The sequence below is a fragment of the Frateuria flava genome (genome assembly GCF_017837635.1).
Lineage (GTDB): Bacteria > Pseudomonadota > Gammaproteobacteria > Xanthomonadales > Rhodanobacteraceae > Frateuria_A > Frateuria_A flava.
Genome location: NZ_JAGJRS010000004.1, coordinates 16,514 through 33,624 on the forward strand (window position 1 = coordinate 16,514; position 17,111 = coordinate 33,624).

Below are 17,111 nucleotides of genomic sequence, written 5' to 3' on the forward strand. Positions count from 1 at the left end.
GGGAGGCGCGTTGCATGCGGGCGTTCTGGCGCCCGCGTGGGGCGTGCCGTTCATCGGAAGCGAGCCCTCAGGCCCTGCGCGCGGGAGCAGGCGTTTGACGTTTTCGGAACCGTCGCGTTGGTGCGTTCTCCTCCGTACCGGCGCGGCGGCTTCCCTTCCGGAGCTTCCGCATGGACACCCTTGACACCCCTTCGCACGAAGGCATGGCCGCACCGCGTGCGGACGACAGCTTTGCCCTGACCCCGCCGCACAGCCCCGCGCAGATGCGCGTGACCAAGCGCAGCGGCGCCACCGAAAGCGTGGACGTCAACAAGATCGTGCGCGCGGTGACGCGCAATGCCGATGGCCTGCACGCGGTCGACCCGCTGCGCGTGGCGCTGAAGACCATCGGCGGCCTGTACGACGGCGCCAGCACCGCGGAGCTGGACCAGCTCTCGATCCGCACCGCCGCGGCGCTCACCGCCGAGGAACCCGAATACGGCCAGCTCGCCGCGCGGCTGCTCGGCGCATTCATCGACAAGGAAGTGCGCGGGCAGGAGATCCAGAGCTTCTCGCAGTCGATCGCGCGCGGCGCGGAGCTGGGCCTGCTCAATGCGCGGCTGCGCGATTTCGTCGCCGCGCACGCGCGCAAGTTGAACGATGCGATCGACCCGCTGGCCACGCGCCGCTTCGAGTACTTCGGCCTGCGCACGGTGTACGACCGCTACCTGCTGCGCCATCCGCAGACGCGCAAGGCGGTCGAGACACCGCAGCATTTCTTCATGCGCATCGCCTGCGCACTGGGCGGCAACGACGTAGGCGAGGCGCTGGAGCTCTACCGCCTGTTTTCCTCGCTCGAGTACATCCCCAGCTCGCCCACGCTGTTCAATGCCGGCACTGCGCACGAGCAACTCTCGTCCTGTTTTCTGCTGGACTCGCCGGCCGATTCGCTGGAGGCGATCTACGACAAGTACGCCGACGTCGCCAAGCTGTCGAAATTCGCCGGCGGCATCGGCCTGTCGTTCACCCGCGTGCGCTCGCGCGGCTCGCTGATCCGCGGCACCAACGGCCATTCCAATGGGCTGGTGCCGTGGCTGAAGACGCTCGACGCCTCGGTGGCCGCGGTCAACCAGGGCGGCAAGCGCAAGGGCGCGTGCTGCGTGTACGTCGAGCCCTGGCACGCCGACGTCGAGGAGTTCCTCGAACTGCGCGACAACACCGGCGACGAGGCGCGGCGCACGCACAACCTCAACCTGGCCAACTGGATCCCCGACGAGTTCATGCGCCGGGTCGAGGCCGACGCCGACTGGTCGCTGTTCGATCCGAAGGCGGTGCCGCAGCTGGTCGACCTGTGGGGCGTGGCGTTCGAACGCGCCTACCGCGAGGCGGAAGCGGCGGTCCTGGCGGTGAAGACGGTCAGGGCACGCGAGCTTTACGCGCGCATGCTGCGCACGCTGGCGCAGACCGGCAACGGCTGGATGACCTTCAAGGACCGCTGCAACGCCACCGGCAACCAGACCGCCGAGCCGGACAACGTGATCCACCTGTCCAACCTGTGCACCGAAATCCTGGAGGTCACCGGCACCGACGAGACGGCGGTGTGCAACCTGGGTTCGATCAACCTGGCGCGCCACCTCGGCGAGGGCGCCTTCGACTTCGACAAGCTCGCCGACACCGTGCGCACCGCGGTGCGCCAGCTCGACCGGGTGATCGACCTCAACTTCTATCCGATCGCCACGGCCCGGCGCGCCAACCAGAAGTGGCGACCCGTAGGCCTGGGCGTGATGGGCCTGCAGGACGTGCTGTTCCAGCTGCGGGTGCCGTTCGATGCGCCCGAGGCGCTGGCGCTGTCCACGCGCATCGCCGAAGAGATCTACTTCCACGCGCTGGACGAGTCCTGCGCGCTGGCCGGGGCGGCCGGCGCGCACCCGGGCTTCGGGCAGACGCGCGCCGCGCGCGGCGAGCTGCAGTTCGATTACTGGCCGCAGGCGTCGGTCAGCGATCCCGCGCGATGGGATGCCTTGCGCGAGCGCATCCGGGCCGGCGGCCTGCGCAATTCGCTGCTGATCGCCATCGCGCCGACCGCCACCATCGCCTCGATCGCCGGCTGCTACGAATGCATCGAGCCGCAGGTGTCCAACCTGTTCAAGCGCGAGACGCTCTCGGGCGATTTTCTCGTGGTCAACCGCTACCTGGTCGAGGAGCTCAAGACACTGGGGCTGTGGACGACCGAGGTGCGCGACGCGATCAAGCGGGCCGACGGCTCGATCCAGGGCATCGCGGCGATTCCCGAACGCCTGCGCCAGGTCTACCGCACCGTATGGGAGCTGCCGCAGAAGGCCCTGATCGACCTGGCCGCCGCGCGCGGCGCGTATATCGACCAGAGCCAGTCGTTGAACCTGTTCATGGAGAACCCGAACATCGGGCAGCTTTCCTCGATGTACATGTACGCGTGGAAGTCGGGCATCAAGACCACCTACTACCTGCGCTCGCGACCGGCCACGAAGATCGCCAAGACGACCGTGGCCGCCGTGCCGGACCAGAGCCAGGCAAGCGCAGCGGTGTTGTGTTCACTGGAGAATCCCGAGTATTGCGAGGCCTGCCAATGAACCGGCCCCTCGCATGCATCGCTACCGCAACCTGGACGGCCATTCCGGCGTCAGCGCCTACGAACTGGGCGAGGGATGGATCCGCGTCCGCTTCGTCGGCGGCCCGACCTACGAGTACACCGACGCGGCCACCGGCGCCGAACACGTGCGCAACATGCAGGCCCTGGCGCAGGCCGGCGAAGGCCTGGCGACCTACGTCAGCAGGTTCGTGCACGAGGCGTACGCGCGCAAGCTCTGACGGTCGCGCGGGGCGGTAAAGCCCACGCCCTTTCTCGGCGCCGTTCCCGCTTTGCGGGAATGACGGCCATGCAGTCTCGCCGCCTCCCGGGCGGTCGCACCCCAAGGCACCTCCATGACCAGCCAACTGCTCGACCCCGGCTACGCCCTCACCCTGCGTCCGATGCGCTACCCCGCGTTCTACGAGATGTACCGCGCCGCCATCCGCAACACGTGGACCGTGGACGAAGTCGACTTCGCGCCCGACCTCGCCGACCTCGACGGCAGGATGAACCCCGCCGAGCGCCACCTGATCCAGCGCCTGGTCGCCTTCTTCGCCACCGGCGACACCATCGTGGCCAACAACCTGGTGCTCAACCTCTACCAGCACGTCAACGCGCCCGAGGCGCGCATGTACCTCTCGCGCCAGCTCTACGAGGAGGCGCTGCACGTGCAGTTCTACCTGACCCTGCTGGACACCTACATCCCCGACCCGGCCGAGCGGCACAAGGCGTTCGCGGCGATCGGGAGCATCCCGTCGATCGCCGCCAAGGGCGACTTCTGTTTCAGGTGGATCGACTCGATCCAGCACCTGCGCCGCATCGAGACACGCGAGCAGCGCCGGCAGTTCCTGCTCAACCTGATCTGTTTTGCCGCCTGCATCGAGGGCCTGTTCTTCTACGCCGCCTTCGCCTACGTCTACTACCTGCGCTCGCGCGGCCTGTTGCACGGTCTGGCCTCCGGCACCAACTGGGTGTTCCGCGACGAGTCGGGCCACATGGCGTTCGCCTTCGAAGTGGTGCGCATCGTGCGCGCCGAAGAACCGGAACTGTTTGACGACGAACTGCGCCTGCAGGTCGAGCAGATGCTGGAAGAAGCGATCGACTGCGAGACGCAGTTCGCGCAGGACGTGCTTTCCGGCGGCGTGGCCGGGCTGTCGGTGAACGACATGCGCCAGTATCTCCAATACTGCGCCGACCAGCGCCTGGCCCAGCTCGGCCTGCCGAAGAAGTACGGCGCCACCAACCCATTCGACTTCATGGACCTGCAGGACGTGCAGGAAGTCACCAACTTCTTCGAGCGGCGCGTGTCGGCCTACCAGGTCGGCGTGCAGGGCGAGGTGGCGTTCGACATGGCGTTCTGAGAGGCTCGCCTCCTGCCTGCGCGAGGAACCGATGAGCCTGGCCGACGTCACCGTACTGTTCGACAGCCCGCTGCTGCGGATCACCGGCATCGAATGCCGCCATCCGCGCGGCGGCTGCGGTTGCGAGCGCGGCGAGGAGCGCACGCATCTGGCACTGCTGCGCCGCGGCGGTTTCGGCTACCACCTGCGTGGCGCGACCTACGTGGGCGATCCGGCCACCGCACTGCTCTACCGCGCCGGCGACAGCTATCGCGTCTCCCACCCGTTCGAGGGCGGCGATGCCTGCAGCTGTTTCGAGGTCGCGCCCGAGCACGAGGACGAGCTGTTCGGCCGCCGCCTGCGCGGCACGATCGATGCGGCGCGCGTGATGAGCCCGGCCGACCAGTACCGTCATCGTGCCCTGCACGCCGCGCTGGCCCGTCGCGAGGCCGATCGCCTGGCTGCGGAGGAGGCGGCCACCTCGCTGTGCCACGCGATCCTGCATCGCGCGGCGCCGGGCGAGGGCTCACTGTTGCCGCGCGCGCGCCGTCTGGCGATGCGCGCGAGGGAACGGCTGCTCGCCGATCCTGCCGACGGCGCCGACCTTGCAACGCTGGCCACGTGCGTAGGCTGCTCGCCCTTCCACCTGGCGCGCGTGTTCCGCCGCGCGTTCGGCCTGAGCCTGGGGGACTACCGCACGCGCATCCGCCTGGCGCTGGCGCTCGAACGCCTTGCCGCCGGTGCGGACGACCTGGCCGCGCTGGCATGCGAGCTCGGCTTCAGCCACCACAGCCACTTCGGCGCCGCGTTCCGGCGGCACGTCGGGCTGACGCCCGCGGCGGCACGGCTGCGGCTGCGCACGGCCACGCGCGCGAGCAGGTATTTGATAGCGACGCCGTCGCGCGATCGCTAGCTTGGCCGGCGTCCCCACAGGGAATACGCCATGAAGACCGCCGCCATCCTGTTTTCCCTCGTCGCCGCGATACAGATGCGCGACGCGCGCGCCACCGCTCCCCACCCCATGTTGCCGCCGGCGCTCGCCCAGGCGGTGGCCGCGTTCGACCGGGCGCAGATGCAGGGGGACGGTGCGGCGCTCGCACGGCTGCTTGCCGATGACTACGTGCTCTTCAACAGCCGCGGCCGGGTCGAGGACAAGGCCGCCTTCATCCACGACTACACCGCGCCGGGCACCTCGATGAAGCCGTTCACGGTGGAGGACGAAGTCGTGCGCCACTGGCCCGGAGGCGCCGTGCTCGGCGGCGTGGTCACGCTCGAGGGCACCAGCGGCGGCAAGCCCTACAAGGTGCGCCTTCGTTTCGCCGACATCTGGCGCAAGCGCGACGGACGGTGGCAGGTGATCTTCACCGGGGCGACCCGCGTCCCCGCGCCATAGGTCTCCCAGGGCGTTCCTTCGCCACAGATCCGCCCGCTCCCCTGAAGGGGAGAGCTCCGGATGAGGGACGGGTATGGGCCGGCATATCAGGCATGGCGAGGCTTTGCCCGCTCCTGCGTTCCGGCAAGCCTTGCCCCCTCACCCCAGCCCCCTCCCCGCTGGGGAGAGGGAGCCAAGCGGCTCCGCCATACTCCACCGCGATCCCGGCCTCCTCGCATGCCCTTCCGCAGGAGGCCTGACCACCGGCCTATTGACTACAGCTGTAGTCACGACTAGCTTGACTACAACTGTAGTCAGGATAGCCGCCATGCCCCGCCCCACCATCGGTGACCAGGAACTCGCGCTGCTCCATTACCTGGCCGAGCACGCCCCCGCCTCGGTCGGCGAGGTGGCCGCCGGCTTCGGCGAAGCGCGCGGGCTGGCCCGCTCGACCGTGCTGACCATGATGGAGCGCCTGCGCGGCAAGGGTTACCTCAAGCGCCGCCAGGCCGGCGGTGTCTACCGCTACAGCCCGGCGACCGCGCCCGGCGAGGCCATGCGCCACGCGGTCGGCAGTTTCGTGGAAAGGACCTTGAGCGGCTCGGTGTCGCCGTTTGTCGCCTACCTGTCCGAACGCGCCGAGGTCAGCGACAGCGAGCTGGCCGAGCTGGAGGCGCTGGTGGCGCAGTTGCAATCGCGGCGCAAGGAGCCCTGAACCATGTCGCTCTCAGCCAGCTTGCTCGACGGGCTCCTGGCCCGCCTGTTGTGGACCTCGGCACAGGCGTGCCTGCTGATCGGCGCGGTCGCCCTGGCCTGCCGCCTGCTCCCGCGGCTGCCGGCCGCGGTGCGCTGCATGCTCTGGTGGCTGGTCGGCGCGCAGCTGCTGCTGGGCCTGGCCTGGCACTCGCCGCTGCAGTTGCAGTGGCTGCCGGCACCGCAGGAAGCGCCGGTCGCGGTCACGCGCGCGCTCCCGGTCGTGATGCTGCCGATGGCGACCCACACCACGCCGGTGCCGTCGGTTCCCCACCTGGACCTGCCCGCGCAGAGAGCGCCGTTCCCGTGGGTTGCGCTCCTGCTTGCCGCCTGGCTCGGCGGCGTGGCACTGCAGGTCGCGCTGGTCCTGCGCCAGCACTGGCGTGTCGCACGGGCCCGCATCGGGGCCGAGCCGGCGCCACCGGCCTGGCAGGGCGCCTGCCAGGCGCTGGCCGGGCGGTTGGGCCTGCGTCGCGTGCCGCAGCTTGCGCTCTCGCCGGGCATCGGCTCGCCGCAGGTGCTCGGCGCCTGGCGACCGCTGGTGTTGTTCCCGGCCTACGCACGCCTCTCCGACGAGGAGACGGCGATGGCCATCGCGCACGAACTGGCGCACCTGCGCCGCGGCGACCTGTGGCTTGGCTGGGTCCCCGCGCTGGCGCAGCGGTTGTTCTTCTTCCATCCGCTGGTGGCCTGGGCGATGCGCGAGTACGCGCTCAGTCGCGAGGCCGCCTGCGACGCCCAGGCGCTGGCCGCGACCGGCGGCGCCCCGCAGGCCTACGGCCGGCTGCTGCTGCGGCTGGGTGTGGCCACACCGCTCCCCTCCGGCCTGGCCGGTGCGTCCCCCACGTTCCACAACCTCAAGAGGCGACTGACCATGTTGCAGCATACCGAGGCCACATCCCGCCGCAGCCGCGGCTGGATCCTGCTTGTTGCGATCGCGGTGGCCGGCGTGGTGCCCTACCGCGTCACCGCCGGCAGTACCAAGGCACCGGCCAGCCCGGCCCCGGCCCCGGCTCCGGTTGCGACCCCGCTGCCTGCCGCACGGCCGGCGCCCGCGGCGTCCGCGTCACCCACCGCGCACCCGACGCCGAGCACCCGGGCGGCGCATGTCCGCAACCCGCCGCCGCCACCGCCGGCCCCTCCCGCATTGCCGCCGATGCCTCCGGCTCCGCCGGCGCCACCCTCGCCTCCGCCCCCGCCGCCGCCGGGTCTGGCCAGCTTCGGCAGCCAGGTGCATGTCGACACGGACGCGAACGCACGCAGCGGACTGGCGATCTTCGACGGCGACACCACGATCATCAGCGGCACCCGGGCCGACGTGTCCGCCGCGCAACGGATGCATCGGGGCGGCGACCCGCTGGTCTGGTTCCGGCATGAAGACAAGGCGTATGTCGTGCACGACCCGGCCGTGGTCGCACAGGCCAAGGCGATCTACGCGCCCGTAACCGACATGGCCAGCGAGCAGGGCAGGCTGGCCGGCGAGCAGGGACGCCTGGCCGGCCAGCAGGCCGGACTGGCCGAGCGTGAGGCAGGCTTTGCCCGCCAACAGGCGGAGCTTGCCGGCCAGGCCGCCGAACTCGCGGCCGAGGCAGTGGACGTCGGCGCGGGCTCGGACGAGGTCGCCCGTGCCCACGAGGCACGCCAGCGGGCGCTCGAGCAGCGACAGGCCCGGCTCGAGCAGCGGCACGCCGCCGCGCGAAACGACATCGCCGCAAGACAGCGCGAACTGGAATCGCAGCAGGCGGCGTTCGAAGCGCAGCAGCAGAAGCTTGCACAACGCCAGCAGGACGTTACCCACAAGGCCGAGCAGCAGATGGAGCGGCTATTGCAGGACGCCATCCACACGGGCAAGGCACAACCGGCCCTCGGCCGGGACGGCTAGTTCCGTCGCGTTGCAGGACGGGCGGGAGCGCTTATCGGACCGTTCCCTCGCTGGCCGGGGAAGGCGCCTGAGGGGCGGACCGGGAGGCTTGGCGAAACACGCCCCTCGGGATCCCGATCCGTAGCGCCCGCATCCGCCTGTCGCCGCCTTGCCTCGCGTTCGCCGGGCAAGGCTCGGTGGCCCGAGCCCTGGCGTTAAGCGACAAGGAGCTCGGGAGCATGGCCGGCGTCGCGTCAGGCCATGCCGCCGTTGACGCCGATCACCTGGCCATTGACGTAGCCGGCCGCGTCCGAGCAAAGGAATGCCACCAGCGCGGCGACTTCCTCCGGCCTGCCGGCGCGCTGCGTCGGCACCATCTCGCGGATGCGCTCGGGCGGAAAGGTCTCGCCGATCATCCGCCCTTCGATCACGCCAGGCGCCACCACGTTCGCGGTGATGCCGCGCGAGGCCATCTCGCGCGCCAGCGACTTCACCGCGCCGTGCAGGCCGGCCTTGGCTGCGGCGTAGTTGGCCTGGCCGCGGTTGCCGACCTGTCCGGCGACCGAACCGACCGCGACCACGCGGCCGAAACGCGCGCGCGCCATCGGCAGCAGCAGTGGCTGCACGACATGGAAGAAGCCGTTGAGCGAGATGTCGATGACCCGCTGCCACTGGTCGGGGCGCATTCCCGCCATCGGTGCATCGTCGTGCACGCCGGCGTTGCTGACCACGGCATGGACCGGACCGTCGGCCAGAAGGGTTTGGAGCGCGGCTTGGGTGGCGGCGCCATCGGTCACGTCGAAGGCGATCGCGCTGGCCTGCCCGCCCTCCCCGCGGATCGCCGCCGCCACCGCTTCGGCCCGCGCAGGCGAGGTGTTGGCGTGCACGATCACCTGATAGCCGGCGGTCGCCAGCGCGCGACAGATCGCCCCACCGAGGTCACCGCTTCCGCCGGTGACCAGGGCGCGTCGGTTCACGGGGTTCGTACTCATGACATCGGTCCTTCGGGATGGATGACTGCGGCGCGGCCGCTGGCCAGCAGCCGGCCGCCGTGCTCGACACGGAAGGCGTACTGCGCGCCGGCATCGTCGGCGTAGAGACACTGCGCATGGACGTCCAGGCGTCCATCCGCGGGAACGTGTTCGACTGCCAGCCGCACCTCGCGCAGGCTCACCAGCATGCCCGGGCGTGCGGTTTCGACACCTTGCGCCCGCGCGCGCAAGGCGCCGTGCACGGCCATCGCCTGCGCGCCGTATTCGGCCAGGTGCACCGCGTGCAGGCCGTCCGTGCCGCGCAACGGGTGGTCCGCCAGGGTATGGCCGTCGCTGGTGGCGTGGATGGTGTCCGCGTCCCAGTCGAGCACCGTATCGAGCAGGCACATGCTGCCGGCGTGCGGGATCAGGTGCGCCCAGTCATTCTTCGGCAGCATGTCCGGCCTGCGCGTGCGGCGCCATCAGGATCGAAAGACAGAAGTGGAAGGCCACGCCCAGGCTCACAGTGAGGCCGATCGCGCGCAGCACCGGGATGGTGGCCCAGGCCAGCATGCCGAATACCAGCAGCGCGGACAGCACGCACACCAGCGTGGCATGCAGCGTGCGCCGCTGCTCGGCCGCATCCCCGGTGTCGCGTTCGAAGAACAGCGCGTAGTGCAATCCCAGTCCGCCGGCCAGGATCAACGCGACCAGGTGGAACAGCGACACCTGCACCCCGGCGACGCGCTCGACCGCCAGCACCAGGAACGTGGCCAGGGTCATCGGCGCGAGCACGTGCCAGGCGCGGCGAAGGCTGCGCAGGGCCAGGCTGATGGTCAGCACCAGCAGAAGGGTCGCGACGAGCAGGGCCTGCAGGATGCGCGTGCGGTAGGCGATCACCAGCGATTCGGCGGCACCCTTGAGGTCGAGCACGCGCACGGTGCCGCCGCTGCCTTGCGCCAGCGTCGCCAGCGCGGCGGCGTCGTGCACGCCGCTGACCGTGCCCAGGCCAACCCAGTGGCCGTCGCGCTCGACCAGCATCGCGGCCAGTCGCTGGCCCAGCGGACTGGCCGCGAACGCCTGCGGCGTGAGCGGTGGCAGGCTGCGCGCGGTTTCCACGTCGGCCACGAACGGGGCGAACAGGTCGCGCCGGAACGGCAGCCCGTCGGTGGCCTGCGCGAGCGCCTGTTCGAGCGTCGCGCGGTCCGGCAGCTTCTGCTGGCGCGCGCGCTGGGTCGCTGCGCTGGGCAGGTAGCGCGAGGGCAGCTCGATCGCATCGACCGCCTTGCCCGCGACCAGTGCATCGACCTTCGGCTCGAGTTTCTCGGACAGCGCGAGCACGGCCTCGGGCGTCGCCGCCTCCAGCACCAGCAGATAGCGCACGTCCGGTGCGCCCAACGCTTCGCGCAGGCGGGCGTCGCGCAGCAGCAGGTCGGTCGGCAACGGGGTGAGCGCGGCCAGGTCGTTCTGCCAGAACGGCCCCCGCCCCAGCGCGAGCAGCGCGACGATCAGCACCGCCACCGCCCAGGGAACCCAGCGCGGCCGCGGCAGCGCATCCACCGCCGTGCGCAGGCGCTTGAGCCAGGGCAGCGCGGCGACGTCGCGCACGCGCACCGGCAACAGGTAGGGCAGCAGGTAGCGTGTGCTGAAGCCGGCGGCGAGCAGGCCGACGATGGTGAATACCGCCAGCTGCTTCAGGCCGTTGACGCCCGATGCATAGAAGGCGAGGTAAGCGATGCACGCCGAGGCGATCGCGGTGAGCAGCAACGGCCACAGGTCACGCACGCTGGCCACTGCGTCCTCGCCGGCGCGGCGGTGGCTGAGCACGCGGATCGGGTACTCCTGCGCCACGCCCAGCAAGGTGAAGCCGAACGCCAGCGTGATGCCGTGCACCTGCGGGTAGATAACCGTGAGCGCGGCGATGCCGGCCAGCGCGCCGCTGGCCACCGGCAGTGCGGCCAGCAGCAGCGAACCGATGCTGCGGTAGGCCAGCAGCAGCAGGGCGATGAAGCCGATGGTCGAGATCCGCCCGATCCAGTCAGCCTGCTCGCGGGTCTGCGTGCTGGCGACCACGCTGAAGTAGCCGGGTCCGGAGACCACGAGCTCCGCGTCGCGGCCGCCGGGCAACGCATGCAGCGTCTGTTCGATGCCGGCGATGGCCTCCTGCTGCGCGTCTGGGTCGAAGCCGGGTGCAAGGGTCTGCACCAGCAGCAAGGCCTCGCCCTGGGGCGAGAACCACACGCCGTCGCGGATCTGCGGCGAACGTGCCGGCGCCCAGCGCTGCGCGAGCTTGAGCACCTCCAGCGTGGGATCACGCGGCAGCAGGCCCTTGAACAGGCTGGCCGCGGGCGACCCGAGATCCTCCAGGCGCTGTTGCAGCTCATCGGCGAGGAAGGTCGCATCGAGTGCATGCGAGTCCAGCGTGGGCGAGAGCAGGTAGCGGTAGGGCAGCAGCTTCGGATCGAGCGCGGTGAGATCGAAGCTTCCGTTGAGCACCTGCGCGTAACGCGGATCGGCCTTGAGCTTGCCGGCGAGCGCCTGGCTCAGCTTCGCCAGCGTGGCCTCGTCCCTGCCGCTGATCGCCAGCAGCAGCAGGCGCGAGCCGGGGCCCTCGCCCACCTGCTCCATCAGCAGGCGCTGGTCGGGCGTGGTCGGCGCGGGCATGAAGCTGCGCAGGTCGGAACCGACCTGCAGGTGTTTCGTCACCCACAGCCCGAGCAGGGCGAGGACGAGCAGCCATCCGGCCAGCAGCGCGACGCGCGCGCGCAGCGGCACGTCAGGCGCCCTTGCAGAGGGCGGCGAGCGACTCGCGGGTCGGCTCGGCCGGCATCTTCGCGGCCAGGCTGCCGAGCAGGTCGATGGCGACGTCGCCATCGGCTTCCTGCATCCACATGCAGCGCGCCTCCTTGCCCTGGCCGTCGATGCGGATGGTGGCCACCGTGCGCGCGACCTCCAGCTCTCGTGGGGTGAGGGTCAGCGTCCAGGCGCCCGTGGCGTCGCCGCGACGGGCGATCGCAAACGCCTGGCGCAGGCGACGCGGGTCGCCGCCGAGTAGCGCCACGAAACTGTCCACCAGCACCTTCAGCTGCGGTGCGCGCTCCAGCGAGAAGCTGCGCTCGCCCTTGCCCTCGCGCTGCTGCGTGACCTTGCCGTCGGCGATGCGCGCGGTTTCCTCGTGCGGCCTGGTGACGTGGCGCACCAGCGTGTCGCCGCCCAGCCAGGCCAGCTCGCCGGAGACCACCAGCGGCCGGTCCAGCACCTGCATGAAGCGTGCTTCGGCAAACGCGGTGCGCGCCGGGGCGGGGCGGCCCAGCTGCCCGATCAGCACGTCGGTGGCATCAGGTGCCGAGGCGTTCGCCGAGCAGGCCAGGGTCAGAAGGCACAGCGCCGCGCCGATCTTGCTGCCAGAAGTCATAGAAGTTGAACCAGTTGTAGGGGGCCACGTGCACGTAATGCTCCAGCCGCTGGGCATAACGTGCGATGAGCGCGTCCAGTGCCGGACCGCGGGCGTGGCGCGGAATGTCCACCTGCTCGGCCAGCGGTTCGAACACCAGGCGGTAGCGCCGGCCGCCCAGGTAGAGCCCGAAGCACAGCACCACCGGCACCTTCAGCGAATGGGCCAGGAGCCAGGGGCCGACCGGGAACGGTGCGCTCTGGCCGAGGAACGGCGCGTGCCGCAACGCCTCGTGGCTGCGCCCGCGATCGGCCAGCAGCGCAACCAGCGCGCCCTGCTGGCAGGCCTCGGCGATGGCCAGGGTGATCGAGGTACCGTCCTGCGAGGCATCGATCACGCAGGCGCCCACTTCCGGCGCCAGCGCTTCGAGCAGTTCGGTCATGGCCGGGGTCTTCTGCTTGTCCAGCAGCACGCGCAGCGGCATCTGCGGGCGCCGCGCGCCGATCGCCCGCAAGGCTTCGAAGCTGCCTTGGTGGGAACCGAACAGCAGCACGCCGCGCCCCTGCGCCAGGCGCTCGTCGAGCAGCTCCAGTCCGACCGTCTCGATCTCGAAAGGCGTCTCGCCGTGGGCGAGCAGGAAGATCCGGTCCATGATCGTGGCGGCGAAGCAGTGGATGTGCCGCATCACCTGCCAGGCCGATGCGCGTCGTCCGAACACGCGGGAGAGATACGCGCGCGAGGCGGCGCGCTCGGGACCGCGGCGCAGGAAGAAGTAAAGCGTGATCGGGTACAGGAAGAGCCGCCCGAACCGCCGCCCGCCGTACAACGCGATGTTGCGGATCAGCCACAGCGCGAAGCGTCCGCCGCCTTCGGGCCGGCTTTGCCAGTGATGGGTCATGCGTCCGCCGCCCCCTCGACCAGGCCGCGGGCCAGCAGGTGACCATCGCGGCGCAATTCGAAGCGTACCTGCGCGCCGGCCGGCGTCAATTGCAGCTCGGCGGTCTGTTCCGGCGTCAGCGGTGCGACGAACTTGGCCTCGCGCACGCAGGCCAGCCGCTGGCCGCGCCAGGCGCGGAGGGCTTCGGCGACCTGCTCCAGCAGCAGCACCCCGGCGACCAGCGGTCGTCCGGGGAAATGGCCGGGCAGGCTCGGGTGGCCGGCGGTGAAGGAGAAGGTGGCGTGGTAGCTCTCGGTGCTCATGGCGCGCGGTTCCTGCCGCGGATCAGCTGGGGCCAGCGTAGCGCCAGCCGGTGCAACAAATCATGCAGGCTCAGGTGCGGCAAGTGCCGCAGGTGCCAGCGACGGAACGCATACTCCAGGGCGAATATCACCGCCATCAGCAGGTAGGCGCCCAGGTGCACGTAGCCCTGCACCCATGCCTGCGGCAGCGACCATGGCGGAGTCACGCCCACGCGTTCGAGCAGGCCGCCGGGCACCTGACAGGACAGCAGCACGCCCAGCAGCAACGCCTGGGCGGTCAGCAGAACGCTCCAGAAGGCGGTGAGCCGGCGTGCGTACCGGGCAATGCCTGGCATGAGCAACCGCGGCGGCCCTTCGATCGCCTCGATGAACTGCGCCACCAGCGGCTGCTGGCCAGCCCGCAGGGTCCGCCCGAACACCCAGGCCAGCAGCAAGTTGAACAGTACCGGCACCGCGTCGAGCAGCAGCGCGGCCAGGCCGCGTGCGGCAAGCCACGCCATCACGCCCGACAGCCCCAGCCACAGCAGCCAGGCGCCCCGGCGGCGATCGCGCAGCGCTGGCCACCATAGCAGCCCCAGCAGCAACGACAGCGCCGCCAGCGACAGGAACTGCCGGTGCAGCAACGTACCGGCAAGGGCCAGCAGCGGATAGGCGAGCAACAGCGGCAGCGGGCGCCCACCGGGACGCCGGGGATTGGACATGACGTGCGCGTGCATCAGAGTGGGAAAGAACGATGATCCGCGCGACGGGTGAGCGGAGGCGTCACGAGGACGCCGACGCGCCGGCTCAGGCGGCGCGATGCTGCTCGACGTGCGCCGAGAGCGTAGCCAGGCTGGTGAAGATGCGCTTGTTGTCCGGGTTGTCCGAGCGCAGCTGGAAGCCGTAGCGCTTGGACACCGCCAGCGCGATTTCCAGCGCGTCGATCGAGTCCAGGCCCAGGTCGCCGCCGAACAGCGGCGCGTCCGGGTCGATCTGCTCGGGCGCGACCGATTCCAGGTTCAGGCTGTGGACGATCAAGGTGGCCAGCTCGTGCTGGGCCGCAGTCTGTTCTGCCATGCTTTTTTCCGTACCCCATGCGTGCCTCCCCCCGGCGGCAACAGGCGCGGAGTGTAACATAGCGGCCTTGTTGCTCCTGGTTTGCAAGGCATGATGCACGGTTGTGAAAACGCACTGGCCGAGCCGCTGCCGCGCCGCGCGCCGCGGGTCGCCTACCGCAGTGGTGACGTGGCGACCGCACTGGCCGAGTACGGCACGCTGGCGGTGTTCGGTTTCGGCAGCGGCACTCGGTCGGAAGAGGATCCGCGCTGGTTCCGTGTGGCGCTGGAAAGCTTCGATGCGCCCGCGTCGCTGGAGCTGTGGCAGGTGGACGCCGACGTGGTCCACGGCCGTGACGGCGACCTGCGCTGGGCCGCTGGCGGCGGCTGGCTGTTCGCCGCAGTGGACCTGAGCGAGGCCGACCACGGTGGCCCCTCTCCGGCAGCCACGCATGCCTATGAAGCCTTGCGCCGGCTGGTCGAAAGCCGACCCGAAAGACACGTGCTGCGCATCTGGAACTACCTGCAAGCGATCAACCAGGGTGAAGGCGACGCGGAACGCTACAAGTTGTTCTGCGAGGGTCGCGCCATCGGCATGGGCGATTTCTTCGCCGAGGGTTTCCCGGCGGCCACGGCGATCGGCCACCACGGCCCGGCCAGCCGCCTGCAGGTCTACCTGCTCGCCTGCGACCAGCCGGGCGAGCGGATCGAGAACCCGCGCCAGGTCAGCGCCTGGTGCTATCCGCGCCAGTACGGCCGCACGCCGCCGAGTTTCGCCCGAGCGATGCTGCTGCCGGCGCAGGACGCGCTGGCGATCTCCGGCACCGCGGCCGTGGTCGGCCACGCCTCGGCGCATCAGGACGATCTGCAGGCGCAGCTGGAGGAAACCTTCACCAATCTGGAGGCGCTGCTGGCGCGCGGGCGGCTGGCGCCAGGCTTCGATACGCAGTCCCCGCTGAAAGCCTACGTGCGCCATCCGGCCGATGCTGCGCAGGTGCGCGAGTTCATCGCCCACCGCCTGCCCGGCGTGCCGGTGCTGCTGTTGCATGGCGACATCTGCCGCAGCGAGTTGCTGGTGGAGATCGACGGCTGGCGTTACGCCTGACGGACATCCCTGGTACCGCCCTGGAGCGCACCCGTGCGCGACGGCGCGGCACGCTCATGCATGGCAGTCGCGCACGGTTGCGCTCCTACCGTTTGGGTGTCTTGATGGGGCGCTTGTAGCCGGTGATGGTCTGCTGGCGCGCACGCCCGAGTGTCAGCTCGCCCTCGGGCGCGTCCCTGGTGATCACGGAACCGGCGCCGATCGTGGCGTTGGCGCCGATCGTCACCGGCGCGACCAGCGCGCTATTGGAACCGATGAAGGCGCGATCTTCGATGCGCGTCAGGTGCTTGTTGGCCCCGTCGTAGTTGCAGGTAATGGTGCCGGCGCCGACATTGACGCCCGCGCCGATGCGCGCGTCGCCCAGGTAAGTGAGGTGGTTGGCCTTGCTGCCCTCACCCAGATGGGCCTGCTTGGTTTCGACGAAGTTGCCGATGTGCACGCCGGCGGCGAGCTCGGTGCCCGGGCGCAGACGCGCGAACGGACCGATGGTGGATGGGCCGTGGGTGATGACGCCTTCGAGGTCGCAGTGCCCCAGCACCACGGTGCCGGCAGCCAGCCGCACGTCCTTCAGGCGCACGAACGGGCCCACGCGGACGTCGTCGCCCAGCATCACCTGACCTTCCAGCACCACATCGATGTCCAGCTCCACGTCCATGCCGGCCTGCACCTGGCCGCGCACGTCCAGTCGCGCCGGATCGGCCATGCGCACGCCCGCCACGAGTAGTTCGCGGGTTGCACGGCGGCGATGGTGGTCTTCCAGCTCAGTCAGCTGCAACGGGTTGTTGGCGCCGGCGGCCTCGACCGGGTCGGCGCATTCGATGCAATCGGCGGAGAGGCCTTCGCTGGCGGCCATCGCAAAAACGTCGGTGAGGTAGTACTCGCCCTGCGCGTTGTTGCGCTCCAGCCGGCCGATCCAGCGGCGCAACGCGGCGGCCTCGCCGGCGAGGATGCCGGTATTGACCAGGCGGATGGCGCGCTGCGCGGCGTCGGCATCCTTTTCTTCCACCACCGCGGCGACGCGTCCCTCGGCATCGCGTTGCACGCGGCCATAGCCGTAAGGGTTCTCCAGTACGGTGGCCAGCAACGCAAGGCGATCGGCAGCCACCAGTGGCGCCAGCGTATCGGCGCGCAGCAGCGGCACGTCGCCGTAGAGCACCAGCACACGCGCGCCATCGGGGATGTGCGCGAGCGCCTGCGCCACGGCGTGACCGGTACCCAGACGCTCGGCTTGTTCGACCCACTCGACGTCCGGCACGGCGGCGAAGGCGGTGCGTACCTGCTCGCCGGCATGGCCGTACACGACGTGGATGGAGCTTGGGGACAGCGCTCGGGCGGTGTCCAGCACATGCGCCAGCAGCGGGCGGCCGGCCAGCGGCATGAGCACCTTCGGCTTGCGGGATTTCATGCGCTTGCCCTCGCCGGCGGCAAGGATCACGACGTGCAGGGGCGAAGCGGGCATGCGGGTACCGTGGTGAGCTTTCGATGCCGACGAGG

Annotated in this window: 17 protein-coding genes; 8 read left to right on the plus strand and 9 right to left on the minus strand. The window is 70.4% G+C overall.

Translation table 11 applies throughout. From position 1 onward, the window contains the following. Nucleotides 1-170 precede the first annotated feature (170 nt). The 7 genes from J7I44_RS01850 to J7I44_RS01880 all read left to right on the plus strand — a co-directional run bounded on the left by J7I44_RS01850 (nt 171) and on the right by J7I44_RS01880 (nt 7,934). The gene (locus J7I44_RS01850; protein ID WP_209614918.1) at nt 171-2,588 is read left to right on the plus strand and encodes a ribonucleoside-diphosphate reductase subunit alpha; all 2,418 of its coding nucleotides are present in this window, start codon (nt 171-173) and stop codon (nt 2,586-2,588) included. Nucleotides 2,589-2,601: 13 nt separating this feature from the next. After that, nucleotides 2,602-2,826, plus strand: coding sequence for a hypothetical protein (locus J7I44_RS01855; RefSeq protein ID WP_209614920.1), 225 nt, complete (start codon nt 2,602-2,604; stop codon nt 2,824-2,826). 114 nt (nt 2,827-2,940) lie between these two features. Next, entirely contained in the window at nt 2,941-3,948 is a 1,008-nt protein-coding gene (locus J7I44_RS01860) for a ribonucleotide-diphosphate reductase subunit beta (protein ID WP_209614922.1), read from the plus strand. A gap of 31 nt (nt 3,949-3,979) precedes the next feature. After that, nucleotides 3,980-4,840 carry a helix-turn-helix transcriptional regulator gene (locus J7I44_RS01865; protein ID WP_209614924.1) on the plus strand — a complete coding sequence of 287 codons (861 nt, stop codon included), beginning with the start codon at nt 3,980-3,982 and terminating at the stop codon, nt 4,838-4,840. Nucleotides 4,841-4,870: 30 nt separating this feature from the next. After that, nucleotides 4,871-5,320 carry a nuclear transport factor 2 family protein gene (locus J7I44_RS01870; protein WP_209614926.1) on the plus strand — a complete coding sequence of 150 codons (450 nt, stop codon included), beginning with the start codon at nt 4,871-4,873 and terminating at the stop codon, nt 5,318-5,320. Between the two features lie 307 nt (nt 5,321-5,627). Beyond that, nucleotides 5,628-6,014, plus strand: coding sequence for a BlaI/MecI/CopY family transcriptional regulator (locus J7I44_RS01875; protein ID WP_209614928.1), 387 nt, complete (start codon nt 5,628-5,630; stop codon nt 6,012-6,014). A 3-nt stretch (nt 6,015-6,017) separates the two neighbouring features. Then, nucleotides 6,018-7,934: a M56 family metallopeptidase gene (locus tag J7I44_RS01880; RefSeq protein WP_209614930.1), complete on the plus strand. Its 1,917-nt coding sequence runs from the start codon at nt 6,018-6,020 to the stop codon at nt 7,932-7,934. A 233-nt stretch (nt 7,935-8,167) separates the two neighbouring features. Here J7I44_RS01880 and fabG read toward each other — a convergent pair whose 3' ends face one another. The 8 genes from fabG to J7I44_RS01920 form a co-directional block, all read right to left on the minus strand. After that, nucleotides 8,168-8,905: a 3-oxoacyl-ACP reductase FabG gene (fabG, locus tag J7I44_RS01885; protein ID WP_209614931.1), complete on the minus strand. Its 738-nt coding sequence runs from the start codon at nt 8,903-8,905 to the stop codon at nt 8,168-8,170. After that, complete coding sequence (locus J7I44_RS01890; RefSeq protein WP_209614933.1) at nt 8,902-9,342, minus strand: hotdog family protein; 441 nt, start codon at nt 9,340-9,342, stop codon at nt 8,902-8,904. Before J7I44_RS01890 ends, fabG begins: the two co-directional genes overlap by 4 nt. Next, complete coding sequence (locus tag J7I44_RS01895) at nt 9,326-11,659, minus strand: MMPL family transporter (protein ID WP_209614935.1); 2,334 nt, start codon at nt 11,657-11,659, stop codon at nt 9,326-9,328. The genes J7I44_RS01890 and J7I44_RS01895 overlap by 17 nt, the downstream gene beginning before the upstream one ends. Nucleotide 11,660: 1 nt before the next feature. Further along, complete coding sequence (locus J7I44_RS01900; protein WP_209614938.1) at nt 11,661-12,299, minus strand: LolA-related protein; 639 nt, start codon at nt 12,297-12,299, stop codon at nt 11,661-11,663. Continuing rightward, nucleotides 12,223-13,176, minus strand: a complete 954-nt coding sequence (locus tag J7I44_RS01905; protein ID WP_209614939.1) for a lysophospholipid acyltransferase family protein — start codon at nt 13,174-13,176, stop codon at nt 12,223-12,225. The genes J7I44_RS01900 and J7I44_RS01905 overlap by 77 nt, the downstream gene beginning before the upstream one ends. Further along, nucleotides 13,173-13,478, minus strand: a complete 306-nt coding sequence (locus J7I44_RS01910) for an ApeI family dehydratase (protein WP_209614940.1) — start codon at nt 13,476-13,478, stop codon at nt 13,173-13,175. Before J7I44_RS01910 ends, J7I44_RS01905 begins: the two co-directional genes overlap by 4 nt. Then, nucleotides 13,475-14,179: a COG4648 family protein gene (locus J7I44_RS01915; protein ID WP_209614941.1), complete on the minus strand. Its 705-nt coding sequence runs from the start codon at nt 14,177-14,179 to the stop codon at nt 13,475-13,477. Before J7I44_RS01915 ends, J7I44_RS01910 begins: the two co-directional genes overlap by 4 nt. Nucleotides 14,180-14,264: 85 nt before the next feature. Continuing rightward, a complete protein-coding gene (locus tag J7I44_RS01920; protein WP_209614942.1) occupies nt 14,265-14,534 on the minus strand; it encodes a phosphopantetheine-binding protein in 270 nt (89 codons plus the stop codon). Between the two features lie 90 nt (nt 14,535-14,624). On the opposite strand from J7I44_RS01920, the gene J7I44_RS01925 reads away from it, so the two are divergent. Continuing rightward, the gene (locus tag J7I44_RS01925) at nt 14,625-15,617 is read left to right on the plus strand and encodes a chorismate transformation FkbO/Hyg5 family protein (protein ID WP_209614943.1); all 993 of its coding nucleotides are present in this window, start codon (nt 14,625-14,627) and stop codon (nt 15,615-15,617) included. 85 nt (nt 15,618-15,702) lie between these two features. Here the strand turns inward: J7I44_RS01925 and glmU are convergent, their stop codons facing one another. Further along, the gene (gene glmU, locus J7I44_RS01930; protein ID WP_209614944.1) at nt 15,703-17,076 is read right to left on the minus strand and encodes a bifunctional UDP-N-acetylglucosamine diphosphorylase/glucosamine-1-phosphate N-acetyltransferase GlmU; all 1,374 of its coding nucleotides are present in this window, start codon (nt 17,074-17,076) and stop codon (nt 15,703-15,705) included. Nucleotides 17,077-17,111: the final 35 nt, after the last annotated feature.

Coding starts and splice junctions, on each gene's coding strand:
- J7I44_RS01850 (WP_209614918.1), top strand. CDS start 171: ATGGACACCCTTGACACCCCTTCGCACGAAGGCATGGCCGCACCGCGT.
- J7I44_RS01855 (WP_209614920.1), top strand. CDS start 2,602: ATGCATCGCTACCGCAACCTGGACGGCCATTCCGGCGTCAGCGCCTAC.
- J7I44_RS01860 (WP_209614922.1), top strand. CDS start 2,941: ATGACCAGCCAACTGCTCGACCCCGGCTACGCCCTCACCCTGCGTCCG.
- J7I44_RS01865 (WP_209614924.1), top strand. CDS start 3,980: ATGAGCCTGGCCGACGTCACCGTACTGTTCGACAGCCCGCTGCTGCGG.
- J7I44_RS01870 (WP_209614926.1), top strand. CDS start 4,871: ATGAAGACCGCCGCCATCCTGTTTTCCCTCGTCGCCGCGATACAGATG.
- J7I44_RS01875 (WP_209614928.1), top strand. CDS start 5,628: ATGCCCCGCCCCACCATCGGTGACCAGGAACTCGCGCTGCTCCATTAC.
- J7I44_RS01880 (WP_209614930.1), top strand. CDS start 6,018: ATGTCGCTCTCAGCCAGCTTGCTCGACGGGCTCCTGGCCCGCCTGTTG.
- fabG (WP_209614931.1), bottom strand. CDS start 8,905: ATGAGTACGAACCCCGTGAACCGACGCGCCCTGGTCACCGGCGGAAGC.
- J7I44_RS01890 (WP_209614933.1), bottom strand. CDS start 9,342: ATGCTGCCGAAGAATGACTGGGCGCACCTGATCCCGCACGCCGGCAGC.
- J7I44_RS01900 (WP_209614938.1), bottom strand. CDS start 12,299: ATGACTTCTGGCAGCAAGATCGGCGCGGCGCTGTGCCTTCTGACCCTG.
- J7I44_RS01905 (WP_209614939.1), bottom strand. CDS start 13,176: ATGACCCATCACTGGCAAAGCCGGCCCGAAGGCGGCGGACGCTTCGCG.
- J7I44_RS01910 (WP_209614940.1), bottom strand. CDS start 13,478: ATGAGCACCGAGAGCTACCACGCCACCTTCTCCTTCACCGCCGGCCAC.
- J7I44_RS01915 (WP_209614941.1), bottom strand. CDS start 14,179: ATGTCCAATCCCCGGCGTCCCGGTGGGCGCCCGCTGCCGCTGTTGCTC.
- J7I44_RS01920 (WP_209614942.1), bottom strand. CDS start 14,534: ATGGCAGAACAGACTGCGGCCCAGCACGAGCTGGCCACCTTGATCGTC.
- J7I44_RS01925 (WP_209614943.1), top strand. CDS start 14,625: ATGATGCACGGTTGTGAAAACGCACTGGCCGAGCCGCTGCCGCGCCGC.
- glmU (WP_209614944.1), bottom strand. CDS start 17,076: ATGCCCGCTTCGCCCCTGCACGTCGTGATCCTTGCCGCCGGCGAGGGC.